This window comes from Paenibacillus sp. RC67 (assembly GCF_030020805.1).
In the GTDB taxonomy this organism is placed as follows: domain Bacteria; phylum Bacillota; class Bacilli; order Paenibacillales; family NBRC-103111; genus Paenibacillus_S.
In genome coordinates, this window is sequence record NZ_CP125098.1 from 625,388 (window position 1) to 642,703 (window position 17,316).

A 17,316-nucleotide genomic window follows, 5' to 3' on the forward strand; every position below is an offset into this window, starting at 1 on the left:
TTACTCCTTTTCAGCTGCCGGAGCTCTCTGTTCAAAGAAGGGATTCCAACTACTCTTTCTCTTCGTAGCTTTTCAACTATTCATTAATGAGACATTATATCCAGAAATTAACTTTTTATCAATGGGCTTATTGACTAAATCTGCTAAGAAGATGGTTGGAGGGAAGTATTTTAAGCAAACTTTAAGCTGGTATTTAGCTAAAATTCATTTTGGCGTAAAAGTTAGTTCATATATGAAGAATATACTGATCCATGTAAGGGAGAGAGCCTATAGAGAAACATATCGGATAAAGGTGGAGAGAGCCATGAAATCTATGAAGCACAAAATGATGGCGGGAACTGTCGCGGCAGCTTTGCTGATTGCGGGATTAGGTGGTGCCATTACCCATCCGGTCTATGCTGACGATGACAGCAGTGATTCCGGCACAGTCGTCACTGCTCCGGTTAACACATCGATACCGCTGTCCAAACGCGTCAACCTGGAGCTGAATCTTATTATCGTTAAGGCATCCGGAATTCTCGACATGGATTACGACGATTTGAATGAGGCACTGAAGGGAGGCAAATCTCTAGCCAGTGTTTCAGTAGAGCAAGGAAAAAGTGCTGAGGATTTAATGAACAAACTGACTGACGATACACTCAGCTTGATTAACAATGCGCTTTCCAGCAATCAAATTACGCAGGCCGAAGCCGATACGCTCAATAAGAAAGCAACGGAACAAATTCGGAAAATCGTAAATGAAGCAGGCTATCAAGTAAAAGAGCATACGGATAAAGCCAAACAGCCTTTGAAGCTGCAGCAATCCCTTAAGGCTGAAGACATTGCGGCTGCATTAGGAGTAACGAAGCAGGAACTGAATGAGGAGCTGAACAACGGCAAAAGCCTCTCCGAGATCGCCCTTGATAAAGGGATGACGGATGAACAGCTTATTAACAAGCTGAAGGATGTCCTGACTCCTTCCCTTCAAAGCCTTATTGTTCAAAAAAAATAACTATACACAGCTTGGGCCGCCTCATGGAAAATGGGGTGGCTATTGCCTTGTCAGCCCTAGAACGCTTCAACTCTGTTGCCACATAAAAGAGAGAATGGTTACAGATGCTACATCTATTCGGAATCGTTATTAGGATCAGGAGGGGAAAGCATGCTGAAAAGAAATAAGAAGAACAAAAATAAATCGAACAATAAAGCAAAAGCAAAGCCGTCTCATACAGCTTCTAAATTTTTGCTATCGAATATGCTCGCTGCAACCCCAACCAGTAAGGGAAATGTACAATATATAACGAAGCCGAAAGCGGCTGCAATTCCGTATTCCAACACGGGAATCGTTGAAAATCTACGCAAAGACAAGAGGCTCGACTATTGGCCGACTGAAGGTTGGAAAATGGCCGCTCCTGAAGAGTTAGGGATGGATTCCAATGCCCTTGCCGATATGGTAAAGGAATTCAAGGACGAGCGAGTGGATGGCTTCGTTCTAATCCGTGACGGCTATGTAGCTGCCGAAGGATATAATGGCGATTGGGATGAGGAAAAGCGGCATCCGATGTACTCCGTAACGAAAAGTGTTACATCGGCCCTCGTAGGCATGGCCGTAGACCAGGGAACCATAAGAGCGGACCAAACGCTGCAAGAGCTGTTTTCGGAAATCGTACTCGATCCTTTAAAGGCTAAGATCACGGTAGGGCAACTGCTCTCCATGACATCGGGGATGGATTGGGACAACAAGCAAGAGAGGTCCTCACATGAAATGGCCAATTCGCCGGATTGGGGCCAATACATTCTGAAACAGCCAATGGCAGCGAAACCTGGGACCATGTTCAGGTACAGTAACGGGAATGCGCATTTGCTGTCCGTCTCAATGCAAAAAGCAACAGGGATTCCGCTTAGCATCCTAGCCAAAATCAATCTATTTGATCCGATGGGGATTACGAATGTTTCCTGGGGGCAAGATCCACAAGGCAACCTAATCGGTGCTTGGGGTCTCCATTTGACCTGTAGGGATATGGCTAAATTCGGGTTGATGTATTTGCATAATGGCCGCTGGGAAAATTATCAGATTGTGCCGAACGAATGGGTCGAGGAATCTGTACAGCAGCAAGCGACGGAAATGTATGACGACGGTACGGAAGGTGGATTTGGCTACTTATGGTGGCTTAAGGTCATAGTTATTCCGGGGGATACACCGGTGCATCATGATGTGTTTTACTCGGCGGGCTCTGGGGGACAGCGCATTTTCGTCGTACCGGATTTAAATTTGATTATGGCTATTGGCGCGACGAATGAGGAGGACGATTTTATGCCGGAGCGAATGCTTATCAAAGCCATCATGGCCGTGCGATCGGACGAAGCGCTGCCCGCAAATGATGAAGGTGTCTCAAAGCTGAGATCCTCTCTGCGGTCTTTTAAGGATACGTCTACTTTACGGTAGTGCGTTTGTGAAATATCTGGAATAGCGGTATACTCGACGTGACATACGCTATGAAGGAGAATACTTATGACATTGGAATGTGGACAACAAGCGCCAGATTTTGAACTCCCCTCCTCTAACGGACAACTTGTCAAGCTATCCGATTTTCGAGGAAAACATGTGCTGCTTTATTTTTATCCTAAGGATATGACACCGACCTGTACGACGCAGGCTTGCGATTTGCGGGATCGCGCGGATTTGTTCGAGGCTCAGGACACCGTTATTATCGGGATAAGCCCGGACCCCGTCAAGCGGCATACCAAATTTATTGAAAAGTACGGCTTGCCCTTTTTGTTATTATCAGATGAAGATCATCGGGTTGCTGAATTGTACGAGGTTTGGCAGCTGAAGACTTTATACGGCAAACAGTATATGGGAGTGGAGCGATCCACGTTTATCATCGATAAAGAGGGAATGTTAGTAAAGCAGTGGCGCAAGGTCAAAATTAAAAATCATGTTGAAGAATCGCTGAATTATATTAAAGACAACTTGGCGTAACAGGGTATTGATTCATCCCATGTTCTATTAGATGTCTTTATCTATGAAATATGAAACAAGCAGTTATCAAGGAGCAGCTGAGGAGCCCAAGCCCGGCTGCTCTTTTTGCATGGAAGAAGAAATTATTGAGGCATATGATGATGCGGTCTCCCATATAGTCTATTAAGTCAAATTAATAGATTATGCGGAGGGATCCTTCATGCTCAACTCGTTCCGAACTCTTCTTAAGCGCGGAATCGGCTTATTTATGGCCGTCATTTTGCTTTGTTCGCTTGTTCTTTTTTCGGCTCCCGATGCTACAGTTCACGCGTCGGATAGCCACGCAAGCACTCATGCGCTGTACAATGAACTCAAATCGGGAAAAACAATATGGAAGGATAAGGAATACGTATCACCGGAGCAGCCTACCGTTTATTTGACCTTTGATGATGGACCTAGCCCTTTGACGGGAAAAGTACTGGACATTTTGAAAAAAGAGGATGTGAAGGCCACCTTCTTCGTACTGGGCGGAGAAGCAAAGTCGCATCCCGAGCTGGTCCGAAGAGCAGTGGAGGAAGGGCATGCTATCGGCAATCATACGTACAATCATGTATATAAGGAGTTGTATTCCGGCTTCGAAACGTTCTGGAATCAAATCCAAAAAACGGAGGATATATTGGATGAGCAAGTAGGGATAAGACCGAGGCTCGTAAGGGCGCCGGGAGGTACCTACAGCAACTTCGACGCTTTCTACTTTTATTACCTGGATCAAGCGGGATACGAAGTATACGACTGGAATATAGACAGCGGAGATTCGGCAAGACCCGGAGTTCCGGCCAGCGAGATTTTACAGACCGTCAAGAAGGGACCTTTCAAGCAGGAGGTCATTCTGTTGATGCATGACGGTACCGGTCATGAGCAGACCATCAAGGCGCTGCCGGATATCATTAAGCTGTTTAAGGATAAAGGTTACGCTTTCGCACCGATTAGTCCTCAGGTGCCACCCATTCATTTCCCGGTAGGAAAGCTGAAATGGACACGAGGAACTACAGAAACGACGCATCAAAAGCTGCTCGCCGAAGCTTCTGAACATCTGCTTGCGGTAGGGGGAACAGGGATGGCTGGAGCTCAACAGGCAGGGGGAGACACTAAGCTTCCGAATAGTGAGAGTTCTAAACAGGTCCCGTTGGAAATTTCCCTCGGAGACACTATTCTGCACCTTGATCCTGATCAGTACCGGTTGTCCGATGGACATTATCAGGTGCCGCTGCGTCTGCTCGTAGAAGGTATGGACGGTCAAATTGAATGGCAAGAGCGGAATAGAACCGCTGTTGTTCGATATGGCATGCATGCGGCGGATTATGACTTTTCCCGGCAGGAGCTTCGTGTGAAGACAGGTGGCAAGGAGACAACCTACCATATGGCTCATATGGAATTATTGAATGGAACCGTCTACGTACCTTTGCGAGAGACGCTGGAGATGCTCGGAAATCAGATTATATCCTTTGGGGAAGAGAATGGCCTTAGGCAAGTGAAAGCGCGGCTGAGTGGTGGCTTTATGACAAAGCTTGGGTTTTAGTGTTAGGGAAAATTTTCATGTAACCTTCGGTTCCCATGAGGATATAGGGTATAATGGGGCAAGACTATAGTCTTCGCGCTCGGGGGTTTCCATGAAAAAAAATTGGTTTAAACGATTGCTGCTATCTTATTTGCCTATTTTTTTCTTTATCGCATTAGCGTTGATCCTTCTTTCCGCCATTTCGGCCAGCGAGCTTACCAAAAAAGAAACGGTTCGTGCTAATAATGTGTTTGCCGATCACGTTATGCAAATGATTGATCATACGATGCGGACGATTGACCAGCAAATGATTAAAGAAATCCAAACCAATGAGAAAATCACCCAATTTTATGCTCAATACTATACAGGCAATTCTACCATGACACTCTATGACGTCTCTTATAAGTTAAGAGAATTAATCGCCAATACGCCAATGATTGACTCCATCTATCTGGTTCGTCAATCTGACTATACAGTACTGAGTAATACACTGATGGCCCCCATGGAAGAGTTCGGAGACCGTGAATTTATTAGAAACGCTCTTCAGCAAGGGGGATCTCTTAAATGGACGGATGCAAGGGCTTACAAAGAATTCGACGACCAGATCAGGTCTTCACAGGTGGTTACGCTAGTAAAGAACGTTCCGCTGCTCGGCGGCAAGCAGGGGATCATCGTTGTGAACGTGCAGACTTCGGCGATACAAAACTTAATTAAAGATATGACGGAGTCGAATGTGAACTTTATCCAGCTAACGGATCATCTAGGTAAGCCGATTGTGGACAGTAAGTCCGCAGGTAAGGTGCTTTCTGAGGTTACATCCGATTATACTGGCTGGCGCATCCAAAGCGGGCTGCTGAACGATAATCCACCCTTATTTATAGTCTCGTATTCCTCACTCTGGATGGCCATGAATTTGCTGATGATCGGGATTGGGCTTATCTGGATCGTGTATGTGACAAGGCGGAATTATCAGCCTATCGAATCGATTTTGGCACGGATCGATTCCTACGCTGCCCAGCGCAGCAGCTCGCTTGCAGGTATGTCCGGACAAGACGAGTTCCGGTTTATAGAAACGGCGCTCGACGATTTGGTGGAGAGGACGATGACTTTTCAGAAGCAGCGTGAGGAAGATATAATCTTCCGGAAACGAAATTTCTTTAAGGAAATGATCGATGGCACTCGCCCCATTAGTAAAGAACAGTTCGAAGCGGAGATGAGGCTGTACGGGCTGCAGGAGGATATCGGGCTGATAGTGATGGCTGTTGTCGAGATCGACAAGTATGCTGAATACTGCAGCCGATACAACCAGAGGGACCAATATTTGCTTAAGTTTGCCCTTAGCAGTGTTGTAACCGAAATATCCCAAAATGAGGGGATACGCGTCTGGATGGAGTGGACCTCCAATGCTCAGTTAAGCGCCATGGTGCATCTTCCTGCTGATGCGGAGACGACGGTACTGGCCTCACAAATGTTTGACAAAGTAAAGCTGTGGGTGAACCAGCACCTTGCCTATACCGTTACGATAGGTATTGGAGCTCTCATTGACGGAATAGATGAGGTTCCTGGATCGCATGAAGAAGCGTTGGAAGCATTGCAGTACAAATCATCCCTTGGAGGCAACCGGATCATTGAGCATGGCGAAGTTGCGGCTAAATCACAGGGTGAAGTTTATAAGCATTTGCATTGGATGCGTTCCATGGGCCAAAAGTTCAGGCTCGGCGACAAGGAGTGGCGGCTGGAGCTGGATCAACTGTTCCGCGAGCTGATAGACGGATTGTTTACCCGGGATGATGTGTATGCCATTCTGCACTATTTGATCTACCATATGCAGCGAGAGGTAATGGAGCTTCCTTCGGAGCTTCAGGACATTTGGACAAACGAAACACTGCCGCAACTGAGCGAAGCATTGGAGCGATTGGATACGATCAGTGAGCTGGAGCAGGAATTTACGATCGTTTTAACAGCTGCCTTTGAGCAGATGGACCGTCTAAGGACGTCGCGTACGCACCATCCGTTAATGCTCAGGGTTAAGGAATATCTTAACGAGCATTATGCGAACCCGGACTTGTCATTGACCTATTTGAGCGGAGAGTTTGAATTGAATGCCAAATATTTGAGCCAAATGTTTAAAGAGGAGTTCGGGGTCAATTTCCTGGATTACTTGGGAAATGTCCGCATTCAGCAGGCGAAGAGATTATTGATGGAGACGGGTGAGTCCATTCAGGAAATCGGGATTCAGGTGGGATATCCTAACGTAAGATCGTTTATGCGTGTGTTCAAGAAGCTGGCCGGCGTCACGCCGGGAGAATACCGCAAGAAAGAGTAAGAAGAGGCCGTCCGTGCTTGCTAGGACGGCTTTTTGACATAGAATTTTATCTGTTTCGGAGCTCCCTGCAAAGTACCTTTGAATCCACTTCGAAGCTTAAAGGCTCCACTTTGTGGGGTTATTTTGTGCGCTTTTCGGAAAATTGTCCATTACAGGAAAACTGACCACTGCCCTGCAAAACCGGTTGTCATAAGAAAAAAAGGAATTCGGTGACCTCGCGGAATACTGTCAATTGTCAGGCTGTCACACTTTCGTCTACAGTGGGTTCACAACAACTGAAGCCGAGGTGGATCCATGAGTCAGCAGCTAGATACCGTAACCATGCCTGCGGGCAGCGGGAAAAGTTCTCTTTCACTGCAAAGAAGAAGGAAGCTGAAGCAGAACCTTCCGCTGCTTATTATGTTTGTCCCGGTCATTGCTTTCTATTTAATTTTCAAATATGCCCCCATGGTAGGAGTTATTGTTGCTTTCAAAAGCTACAATTTTGCAGACGGTATTTTCGGCAGTCCCTGGGTCGGTTTGAAAAACTTTCATATTTTGTTCAGCAACCCGAAATCTCTGCTCATTATTCGCAATACGCTCGTACTGAGCTTAATGAGTATATTTATCGGATTTCCATTTCCGATTATGCTGGCCATCATGTTAAATGAAGTTAAGAAGATATGGTTCAAAAAAACGGTGCAGACACTTGTGTTTTTGCCACACTTTTTATCCTGGGTTATCGTTGGTGGCATGGTTGTCACGATATTCTCTCAAGAATCGGGTGTGATAAACCATTGGATACAGCAGTGGACCGGCAGCGCATTTCCGTTTCTTTACAATGAAACATCATGGATGTTCATTTTCGTAGGATCAGGGATATGGAAGGAAGCGGGGTTCAGTGCCATTGTTTACTTGGCAGCACTCTCTTCGATTGATACGAGTCTGTACGAGGCAGCCAGCATCGACGGAGCTGGCAAATGGAAGCAGATGTGGCATATTACGCTGCCGGGCATTGCACCCACAATTGTCCTGATGCTCATTCTTTCCATGGGCAAGGTCATGGAGGTCGGCTTCGACCACGTGTATACACTGCAAAACTCCGTTGTATCAAATGTATCGGAGGTTATCAGCACGTACATATATACGATAGGTCTGCAAAAGGGACAGTTCAGTCTTACAAGCGCCATGGGCCTGTTCGAATCCGTTGTCGGTTTCATCTTGGTTATTACAGCTAATACAATAGCCCGTAAATTCAATAGGGGGATCTGGTAACATATACGAAACGTTATTCGGGAGGTACCAATGAGAACATCAGGAGAAAAAATCTATCACGGGATTACAGGCGTTGTATTGATCATTGCAGCTGTCAGCTGCCTGCTTCCGATGCTGCATGTATTGTCCGTCTCGCTTAGCAGCCCCCACGCCGTCACATCCGGTATCGTCACTTTATGGCCCCAAGGTTGGACGCTGGAGTCTTATGGCTTGCTTTTCAGAGGCTCCAAAATCGTCCATGCGTTGAAAAACAGCGTTACGATCACACTCGTCGGTGTTGTGCTTAGTATGGTGTTTACCATCTTGGCTGCTTATCCGCTATCACGAAAATATTTTTATTGCCGCCGTTTTTTCACTATGGCTACTATCTTTACCATGCTATTCAGCGGGGGATTGATTCCTACTTACCTGCTCTTGAAGCAGCTTGGGTTGATTAACACATATGGCGCCCTATGGCTGCCGGGTTTAATCAGTACGTTTAATATGCTTGTGATGCGTACGTATTTTGACGGGATTCCTGATGAGCTGGACGATGCTGCACGAATAGACGGCTGCGGGGAGTGGCGATATTTGCTGCAGGTGATCCTGCCGCTGTCGCTGCCGGTTATTGCTACATTGTCTGTATTTTACGCGGTGGGCTATTGGAATGCATTCTTCTCGCTCCTGATTTATATTAATCAGACCGACAAGTATAATTTAACGGTGCTGGTCCAGCAGATGATCCAGAGCCAATCGTTAATGCAGGAGCTGAACGCCAGCGACATGCAGGCATCGATGACACCGGAGGGGATCAAGACAGCAGGCATTGTCGTCATGGTCGTTCCTATGCTCGTGGTATATCCCTTCCTGCAAAAATATTTCATTAAAGGCGTGCTCATCGGCGCTGTCAAAGGGTAGCGGCATTCGCGGTATAGAGGGAGTGATGTCACTGCTGCCGTAGCGCGATACGACGATGGGTGACGATGAAGACAAGGTTCAGATATCTATTGGAGGGGATAAGAAATGAGAACAAAAACATATATAAAATGGATCAATGTTGGAGTAGCTGCTGTCCTTACATCCACGGTAGCGCTTGCGGGCTGTTCCAGCTCTAAAGAGGCAGATTCTAATTCTAAGGGTTCTGACGGGAAGAAGCCTGAAATATCTGCAACCGTGTACGATCGCGGTTTAGTACCGCAGGAAGAGGGAACGATCGAGAAAAACCGCTGGACCGACTGGATCAACAGCAACGGACCCGTTAACGTGAAATTTACAGCGATTCCTCGTAATGATGCGACAGCCAAGCTGACGACACTGTTCGCTTCCGGCAGTGCACCTGATCTCATATTCGATTATTCCAATGTACTGCGTGGACAGCTGTATGCACAAAAGCAGATTAAGCCTGTGGATGATCTGATCAACAAACACAGCACGACCTACAAGCAGCTGCTGGAGAAATATCCGGTCCTTAAGACAGTTGCTTCCATGCCGGACGGTAAAATGTACGGCTTCGGCATCATTAATGGCCTACAGACGAACCACGCACTGTATATCCGTGCAGATTGGCTTAAGAAGCTGAATCTGGAACCGCCGCAAACGACGGAAGACTTGTACAAAGTAATGAAAGCATTTACAGAACAGGACCCGGACGGCAACAACAAGAAGGACACTTATGGTACCTCATTAGCTTATATCACGAATCAGATCCTTAATGCGATGTTCCAAAATGTGAAGTGGGTTGTCGAGGATGGCAAGCTGATTCATGACTGGGAGCGATCTAAAGCCGCTACAGCGTTCAAGAAGCGTCTGTACGACGAAGGGCTGGTCGATAAAGATTACTTGACGGATAAAAGCGGCCAAAAGGCACAGCAGGATTGGGTGAACGGCAAAATTGGGATGTGGGGCGGACAAATGACCGGCGCAGCCTGGCTGCAAATCTACGAGTCACTGAAGAAGAACAATCCGTCCGCAGAAGTGATCGTTATACCGCTTCCAAAAAGCACGTACGGCCAATTCAGCCCAACAATTCAAAATCCAGTACAGATCACAGCTATCATTAACAATGAAGCGAAAAATCCGGAAGCCATTATGAAATACATTGACTTCATTTCCTCGGAAACGGCAGGGAAAACATTGAAGTACGGTTTAGAAGGCACGCACTACACACAAGGGAAGAATGGCTGTCCGGTCTTTGTAGATAAAGAGAAAGAGAAGCAGTTGTCCTATGCGGGAGATTTCCGAATGTTGTTCTCTCCGGCTCTCGAAGGCAAGTGCGGCAAATATGAGGAGACTTTGAACCAGGATAATCCGCAGGAGAAAGAGTTCTACAATATGATGAAAAAAGCGAATGAGTATTACTTGAATCCGGAGAGACCGATTGCGGACATTACACATGGGGAGCATATGCCAACGCCTCCGGACGACATTCAGTTGATCGATACCAGCATCAAAAAGCAGATCGACGATATTTGGATCAAAGCTATCGTGAGCGGAGCTTCCTATACACCGGACCAGGCATTGGCCGAAGCGAAAAGCTTGTGGGACAAAGCAGGTGGCAAGCAGGTTGACGATTGGTATGCCAAGTGGTACAGCGAGAATAAAGACAAGGCGCTGCTCCGGGACAAATTGTACCAATTCAAGTAGGCGTATATTGGGAGAGGCGGCTTTTGTCAGGCCTCTCCTCTTTATAAATATTTCATTATAAAGGGGATAATTGTATGAAAAAGACGAACAAAACCTTCATCCTGGCGTCTACATTCGTGCTGTTGGCTTCTCTTATTCAAGGCTGTTCCGAAAAAAACGATGTAAAGAAGGAAGATACAGCCGCAGCAGCGAAAATAAATACGGATCCGGTGACGCTTACTTTTTATGGGAATATGTCGGAAGAATTATTCCAAAAGCTGGTTGTAGCGCCTGTCAAATTAAAATACCCGCACATCGATATAACGCTCGTCCCAATGACCAAAAAAATCGATGAGCTGATGGCTTCCGGAGAAGTGCCTGATATATTGGGCGACAATATCTCGGCAATAGGGAAGTACCAGACGCTTGGACTTTTGGAAGATTTGACCCCACTTGTGAAAACGTTTAACTTGGATTTGGCCAAAATCGATCCTGTCGTTATGGATACGGTCCGCAAAAACTCGGGTGATGGCAAGCTGTATGCTCTGCCTATCTCTGGCAACGTGGTCACGATGTACTATAACAAGGATATTTTTGACCGGTTTGGAGTGACTTACCCTACAGACGGTATGACATGGGATCAAGTGTATGAGCTCGCCAAAAAAGTAACAAGAACCGATGGCGGCGTAGCGTATCGGGGTTACGATTTCCAGGATCAGTTTCAAATTCAATACAACCAGCTGTCCGTTCCGATTATTGATGAAAAAACAAACAAAGCGATCGTGAACAACGCGGATTGGAAAAAGCTGTTTGAAAACTGGGCGCGATTCTATACGATTACCGGCAACGAGGTGGACACAACAACCTACGGAAAAGGCTTGAACTTATTTTCTAAAGATAAGACGTTGGCCATGTACTCCACGAGCTCATTTTTCTCGTCGATGCCGGAAGCCGTTAAAAACGGCTTGAACTATGATGTAGTCAGTCTGCCCAGCTTCCCGGAGGCTCCGAATACAGGTGTGCAAGTAGAAGGTGGCGCCCGAATGATTACCACGACATCCAAGCATAAGGATCAGGCTTTCCTGGCTCTTAGTGCAATGTTGACCGATGATGCGCAGAAGCTCATTGCTAAGAACGGTAACAGCTCGGTCCTCGCCAATTCAGACATCAACAAGGATTTCGGGATGGACATCGAAGTGCTGAAAGGCAAAAACCGCGAAGCGTTCATCAAAAATAAAAATGCCAAGCCGTTCTCATCGATTACAAAGTATGATGCGGCAGCCTTCTCGATCATGCGTGGGCAGTTCAAAAAGGTAGCCACAGGTCAAGCGGATGTCAATACTGCACTGCGGGAAGCCGAAGAATTAATTAATAAATCAATTGAAGACCAGCGTAAGCAGCAATAGCCATTGCAATAGAGAATGAAAGGACGATGAAGATGAAGTCGCAAGATCAACAGCCTGCTGAGAAAAATAAACTGATACTTAACTACCCTTCCTCTTGGTGGGGAGCCAAATGGCGCGAGGCGCTTCCTTCCGGTAACGGAATGATCGGAGCAGCTGTATATGGCAGCGTGTACGAAGAAACGATCATGCTCACCCATGAAGAGCTGTGGCGAGGCAGCAAGACGCCTGAGCTCCCTGACGTGAGCGACAAGCTCCCGGAAGTAAGAAGCCTCATGCTGGGTGGCAATGCCCCTAAAGCTAACCGGATTTTAGCGGACACTCTCGAGGAGCGGGGCTATCAGCCCAAAATGGCATGGCCGCTGCCGCTTGCGGACTTCAAGGTCATTATGCCTTCCCCTCACGGCTTTAAAGCCTACCAGAGGGAATTAAATATGGAGACGGGAGAAGTGAAGGTCTCCTGGCGTGATGGTGAAACCCGTTACGATAGGTCATTATTCGTCTCCCGTCCTGACGATGTCATTGTATATGAGATTCGGGCTGAAGGTGCGGATAAGGTACAGGCTGAATTCCGCCTGGAGCTCCACGATCCAAAGGATGTTCGTAAATCGGCAACACTGCCGGAGAAGGTCGAGCAGAAAACTGATGGTGAATATTTGTTCTATGCGGCTGAAAATGACGATCAAACCGATTTTGGTGCGGTTGCCAGAGTTATCCCTCAAGGAGGAACGCTGGAAGCAGGAGAGGATTGGTTGAAGGTTCATGGCGCAGGCAGTGTCCTGGTTATCCTTCAATTGTTCGTTAAAGGAGCACGTACTACCGAATGGTTACAAGCTCAGCAAAGCTTGGCTGAGATCAAACCAGGCTACGATGGGCTGCTTCAGGTTCATGCTGACGAGCACGGTCGTCTTTTCCGGGCTGTGAGCTTGGATCTTGGGGCAGAGACTCACTCTCGCTCTAATGAGGAGCTGCTGCTGGATGCGTATAAAGGCGAAGCATCACTTGAAATGACGGAGAAGATGTGGGCCTATGGCCGATATTTGCTCATTTCGAGCTCCCGTGACGGAGGCCAGCCATGTCATTTATACGGCCTGTGGTGTGGTGAATACGAAGGCATGTGGGCGTTCAACATGTCTAACGAGAACATTCAGATGATCTATTGGCAGGCGTTATCGGGAAATATGCCAGAGCTGCTGCTAGCGATGTTCGACTATTTCGACCGGTTGATGGACGATTTCCGCACGAACGCTCAGCGTCTGTATGGCTGCCGGGGCATTTACATTCCTGCGCCGACATCGCCGGATACGGGGCTATTGAAGCATAAAGCACCGCATATTGTTCATTGGACCGGAGCAGCGGGCTGGATTGCGCAGCATTATTACGATTACTACTTGTATACGGGTGATGTGAAGTTTTTGCGGGAACGTGCACTTCCGTTCCTTAGGGAAACGGCGCTGTTCTATGAAGACTTTTTCTTTGAGGATGAGGAAGGATACTACGTCAGCTGTCCGTCCAACTCACCGGAAAATTTCCCTGGCAACTATTCTCAAGGTCCTGGGAAAAAGCCGCTTACCGAAACGGCCATCAACAGTACGATGGATTTTGCGATCGCCAAGGAAGTGCTTACTCATCTGATTGAAGGTGCAGAAAAAGCGGAAGCCTACACGGATGAAATCGGCAAGTGGAAGAAGATGTTAAGCAAAATTCGACCTTATCGTATTAATGGGGATGGAGCGGTAAGCGAATGGATGCATCCGGACTTCCATGACAATTACCATCATCGCCATCAATCCCATATTTATCCTGTATTTCCGGGGACAGAGGTATCGAAGGATAACGATCCTGATCTATTTGAAGCGTTTGTTATAGCAGCCAAAAAACGGCTGGGGATCGGATTAAAGGAGCAGACCGGTTGGTCGCTTGCTCACATGTCCAATCACTATGCACGTATGGGTGAAGGAGATTTGGCATTGGAATGTCTGGACCTTCTGAGCCGTACCTGCGTCATTAACAATTTCTATACGTTCCACAACGACTGGCGCAAAATGGGCATCGGTGTCGATGCGGACTGGGCACCGTTCCAGATTGACGCCAACATGGGATGGAGCGCAGCGATTCAAGAGATGCTCTTGTTCTCCTTGAACGGCACGATCCGCGTACTGCCTGCGCTGCCGACCAAGTGGAGAAAAGGCCACGCAGGTCCTTTGCTGGCGCGTGGAGCGGTTGAAGTATCCGTAGCCTGGGATCAGGATGCAGGTACCGTTCAGCTTGAGCTTTGCTCAAGAAATCAAAGTCAGACGGTAGATCTACAGCTTCCACGGCCTGTTGCGGAAATACAAGGCTTCACCGTTGAGGGAGACCGAATTCGCAACGTAAAGCTGGAAGCGGGAGTACCGGTTCGGGTAGGATTAAACTATTTGAATTAAACAAAGAGGGGTGCAGTTTGCACCCCTAGAGTGTGGAGAAACTTATAATAATTCGGAAGTGTGCGTGGGGCTCCGGTGGGATATCCCCTTCCAGCCGCTATTGTTATCGGGAAATTTTTAATTTATTTTGCGCTTACAGAGGAGATTTCCCGATAACAAAGGCGGACGCTTACGCTCCTCCAGGGGATACCCCACCTACCGCCAGCAGCTATCTTCTGAATAAAAGTTTCTCGACAGACTTGAAGGGGTGCAATTTGTACCCCTCTTTGTTTTTTGAGTTAGTTTAATCCAAATTTACATTAGTATCGGCAATGTTCTCGTTTTCATCAAGGTGCTATAATTTTCTGTAATTATTCAGAGCCACTGTTACTAATGAGGAGGAGAACCGTTTGTCTATCCAACCTGAAATCCCTGTATCCCACCCCTGGAATCTGGCCGAGCTAACACAAGTTCCCAAGGTCATTCCCGTTCCTGAGATGAATCAGGGTGACATCCAAGCGATCTATATCGAGGGGGAGCCCTACCAAGGGAAGCCGACTCGCGTGTTTGCATATTACGGGCTGCCTGAGACTTCAACCGATACTAAAGTCCCTGCAGTAGTACTGGTGCATGGCGGAGGCGGTACGGCCTTCTACGAATGGATTAAGCAATGGACGGAACGGGGCTATGCAGCCATTGCAATGGATTTGGAAGGCCATTTGCCTTTAGATAAAGATAGTGAAGGGAAGCGCCCACAGCATGAGTGGAGCGGTCCTTCTCGACAAGGGGAATTCGGAGACTACGCGCTTCCGATCGAGGAGCAGTGGATGTATCATGCGGTTGCCGCCGTTATAAGAGCACATTCGTTCTTGCGTTCGTTGGATAAAGTGGATTCTGATCGTGTAGGGATTCATGGTATTTCTTGGGGCGGCATCGTAACGGAGATCGTGTCTGGCGTAGATGACCGGTTCGTATTTTCCATTCCTGTTTACGGCTGTGGTTATTTATACGATGCAACCAACAAGTATGGGGAAGGCTTCGCCAGAATGCCGGAAGCGACAGCTGAGAAAATGAAGCAGCTGTGGGATCCGTCCGCTCATCTACCTCGGATCACAATGCCGATGCTATGGGTGAATGGGGATGATGACCAGCATTTTCCGCTTCATCTGTTCAGCAGGTCTTATGAGACGGCACGCAATCAGCGAAACGAATCGTTACTGAGCATTCAGTTCGGCTTGGGCCACTCTCATGTAAAGGGATGGAGTCCTAAGGAGATTTACGCTTTTGCCGATCAGATGGTTCGAGGCGGCAAGCCGCTCGTTCAGTTGGTTGAACAAGGGGAGTCCGAGGGGCAGGCTGTGGTTCGTTTCAATCAGCCTATCAAGAAAGCGGAGCTGAGGTATGCAATCGATACATCCGACTGGTTTAAAATGAACTGGGAGATTGGTGAGGCGCAGATTGATCCTCAAACCCACGAGATAAAAGCAGATATTCCAAGAGGAGCCAAGTCATATTTTATTCTTGTTACGGATGAACAAGATTTCATCGTTTGTTCTTCCTTACAGCATCTTGCATAGGAAGTATGTCTGCCGAATGGCGCTTATATTAATTAATAAAGTTATTAGTAAATGAGATTAAATAGATTTGAATCTAGTTCAAGAGAGTGCTGATAAGGCACTCTCTTATTTTTTTTGTAATAAGAGGATTAGTAGCGTCATTTGTCTTCCAAAAACATGGCACAAACCGGATAGAGTAAGGTGATCGTTTATAGCACAGTCTAAAAGGTAGAAGGTTTGGGGATACTAGATTCAATAGAATGAAATCTATTGAAGGAGGTAGGTTCAAGTGCAGGTGCATTCATCTTTTTTTGATCCCCCGCAGGCGATGCTAGAACGAGTTATCTATCAAATGGAGAAAGTCATTATTGGCAAACGCGATGTTATAGAAAAGCTGCTGATCGCCCTTCTATGTGGAGGACATGTGCTTCTGGAGGACGTTCCGGGTGTGGGTAAGACGATGCTGGTGCGCACTCTTTCCCGAACGATTGACTGCAGCTTTCAGCGCATCCAATGCACACCGGATTTGCTGCCATCGGATCTGACGGGAAGCAGCATTTTCAATCAGCAAACCTCTCAGTTCGAATTTCGCCCCGGTCCGTTAATGGCCAATCTCGTCTTGGCCGATGAGTTGAACAGAGCGACGCCTCGCACACAATCGGCGCTTCTGGAAGCTATGGAGGAAAAGCGGATTACGGTGGATGGTGCAACGTATTCGCTACCGGAGCCGTTTTTTTGCTGGCTACGCAAAATCCAATTGATTTTGCCGGGACGTTCCAACTGCCGGAGGCCCAGCTCGATCGCTTCCTGATGAAGTTAAGTCTCGGTTATCCTGAGGCTACGGAGGAAATGGAGCTGCTGAATCGGGTCGAGGAACGGCATCCTATAGGTCAACTACGTCCGCTGATGCTATCGGAGGAGTTTGCTTCTCTACAAAAGGAAGCGGCAAGAGTCCATGTGGATGACACGGTAAAAAGTTACATTGTACAACTGGTGACTTCTACGAGGCAGCATCCGGACATTGCACTTGGAGCAAGTCCTCGAGCGTCTATTGCTTTGATGAGGGCGGCGCAAGGGAGAGCATTTTTATCCGGAAGAAGCTTTGTTATTCCCGATGATGTGAAGCAAATGGTGCTTCCGATACTTGCCCATCGTCTGATGCTTACGGCAGAAGCGGCGATGGCGGGTAAACCCAGCGAGTCGATCATGGAAACGATCGCTGCAACGACCCCGATCCCGGTGCGTCGCTACGCCCCGGCACAATAAGGGGGC

At 47.4% G+C, this 17,316-nt stretch carries 11 protein-coding genes, 1 pseudogene and 1 other annotated feature (1 of these 13 running past the window's edge); all 12 genes and pseudogenes read left to right on the forward strand.

What is annotated here, in order from left to right:
• Positions 1 to 75 (reverse strand) — a binding site (T-box leader); it reaches 208 nt to the left of the window's first position.
• A gap of 229 nt (positions 76 to 304) precedes the next feature.
• The 12 genes and pseudogenes from QMA13_RS02935 (at position 305) to QMA13_RS02990 (ending at position 17,310) form a co-directional block, all read left to right on the forward strand.
• On the forward strand, positions 305 to 991 hold the full coding sequence (locus QMA13_RS02935) for a hypothetical protein (protein WP_282939414.1): 687 nt from the start codon (positions 305 to 307) through the stop codon (positions 989 to 991).
• Positions 992 to 1,141: 150 nt separating this feature from the next.
• Entirely contained in the window at positions 1,142 to 2,425 is a 1,284-nt protein-coding gene (locus QMA13_RS02940) for a serine hydrolase domain-containing protein (RefSeq protein WP_282939415.1), read from the forward strand.
• Positions 2,426 to 2,491: 66 nt separating this feature from the next.
• The gene (bcp, locus tag QMA13_RS02945) at positions 2,492 to 2,962 is read left to right on the forward strand and encodes a thioredoxin-dependent thiol peroxidase (protein WP_282939417.1); all 471 of its coding nucleotides are present in this window, start codon (positions 2,492 to 2,494) and stop codon (positions 2,960 to 2,962) included.
• A gap of 199 nt (positions 2,963 to 3,161) precedes the next feature.
• A complete protein-coding gene (locus tag QMA13_RS02950) occupies positions 3,162 to 4,520 on the forward strand; it encodes a polysaccharide deacetylase family protein (RefSeq protein WP_282939419.1) in 1,359 nt (452 codons plus the stop codon).
• Positions 4,521 to 4,611: 91 nt separating this feature from the next.
• Complete coding sequence (locus tag QMA13_RS02955) at positions 4,612 to 6,825, forward strand: helix-turn-helix domain-containing protein (RefSeq protein WP_282939421.1); 2,214 nt, start codon at positions 4,612 to 4,614, stop codon at positions 6,823 to 6,825.
• A 294-nt stretch (positions 6,826 to 7,119) separates the two neighbouring features.
• Entirely contained in the window at positions 7,120 to 8,079 is a 960-nt protein-coding gene (locus tag QMA13_RS02960) for an ABC transporter permease (RefSeq protein ID WP_481858127.1), read from the forward strand.
• A gap of 30 nt (positions 8,080 to 8,109) precedes the next feature.
• Positions 8,110 to 8,976, forward strand: a complete 867-nt coding sequence (locus QMA13_RS02965) for a carbohydrate ABC transporter permease (protein ID WP_282939422.1) — start codon at positions 8,110 to 8,112, stop codon at positions 8,974 to 8,976.
• 105 nt (positions 8,977 to 9,081) lie between these two features.
• Complete coding sequence (locus tag QMA13_RS02970) at positions 9,082 to 10,701, forward strand: extracellular solute-binding protein (protein WP_282939423.1); 1,620 nt, start codon at positions 9,082 to 9,084, stop codon at positions 10,699 to 10,701.
• A gap of 74 nt (positions 10,702 to 10,775) precedes the next feature.
• A complete protein-coding gene (locus QMA13_RS02975; protein ID WP_282939424.1) occupies positions 10,776 to 12,086 on the forward strand; it encodes an ABC transporter substrate-binding protein in 1,311 nt (436 codons plus the stop codon).
• Positions 12,087 to 12,118: 32 nt separating this feature from the next.
• A complete protein-coding gene (locus QMA13_RS02980; protein ID WP_282939425.1) occupies positions 12,119 to 14,509 on the forward strand; it encodes a glycosyl hydrolase family 95 catalytic domain-containing protein in 2,391 nt (796 codons plus the stop codon).
• A 389-nt stretch (positions 14,510 to 14,898) separates the two neighbouring features.
• Entirely contained in the window at positions 14,899 to 16,065 is a 1,167-nt protein-coding gene (locus tag QMA13_RS02985) for an alpha/beta hydrolase family protein (protein ID WP_282939427.1), read from the forward strand.
• A 307-nt stretch (positions 16,066 to 16,372) separates the two neighbouring features.
• Positions 16,373 to 17,310: pseudogene (locus QMA13_RS02990) on the forward strand (AAA family ATPase).
• The last annotated feature ends 6 nt before the right edge of the window (positions 17,311 to 17,316 follow it).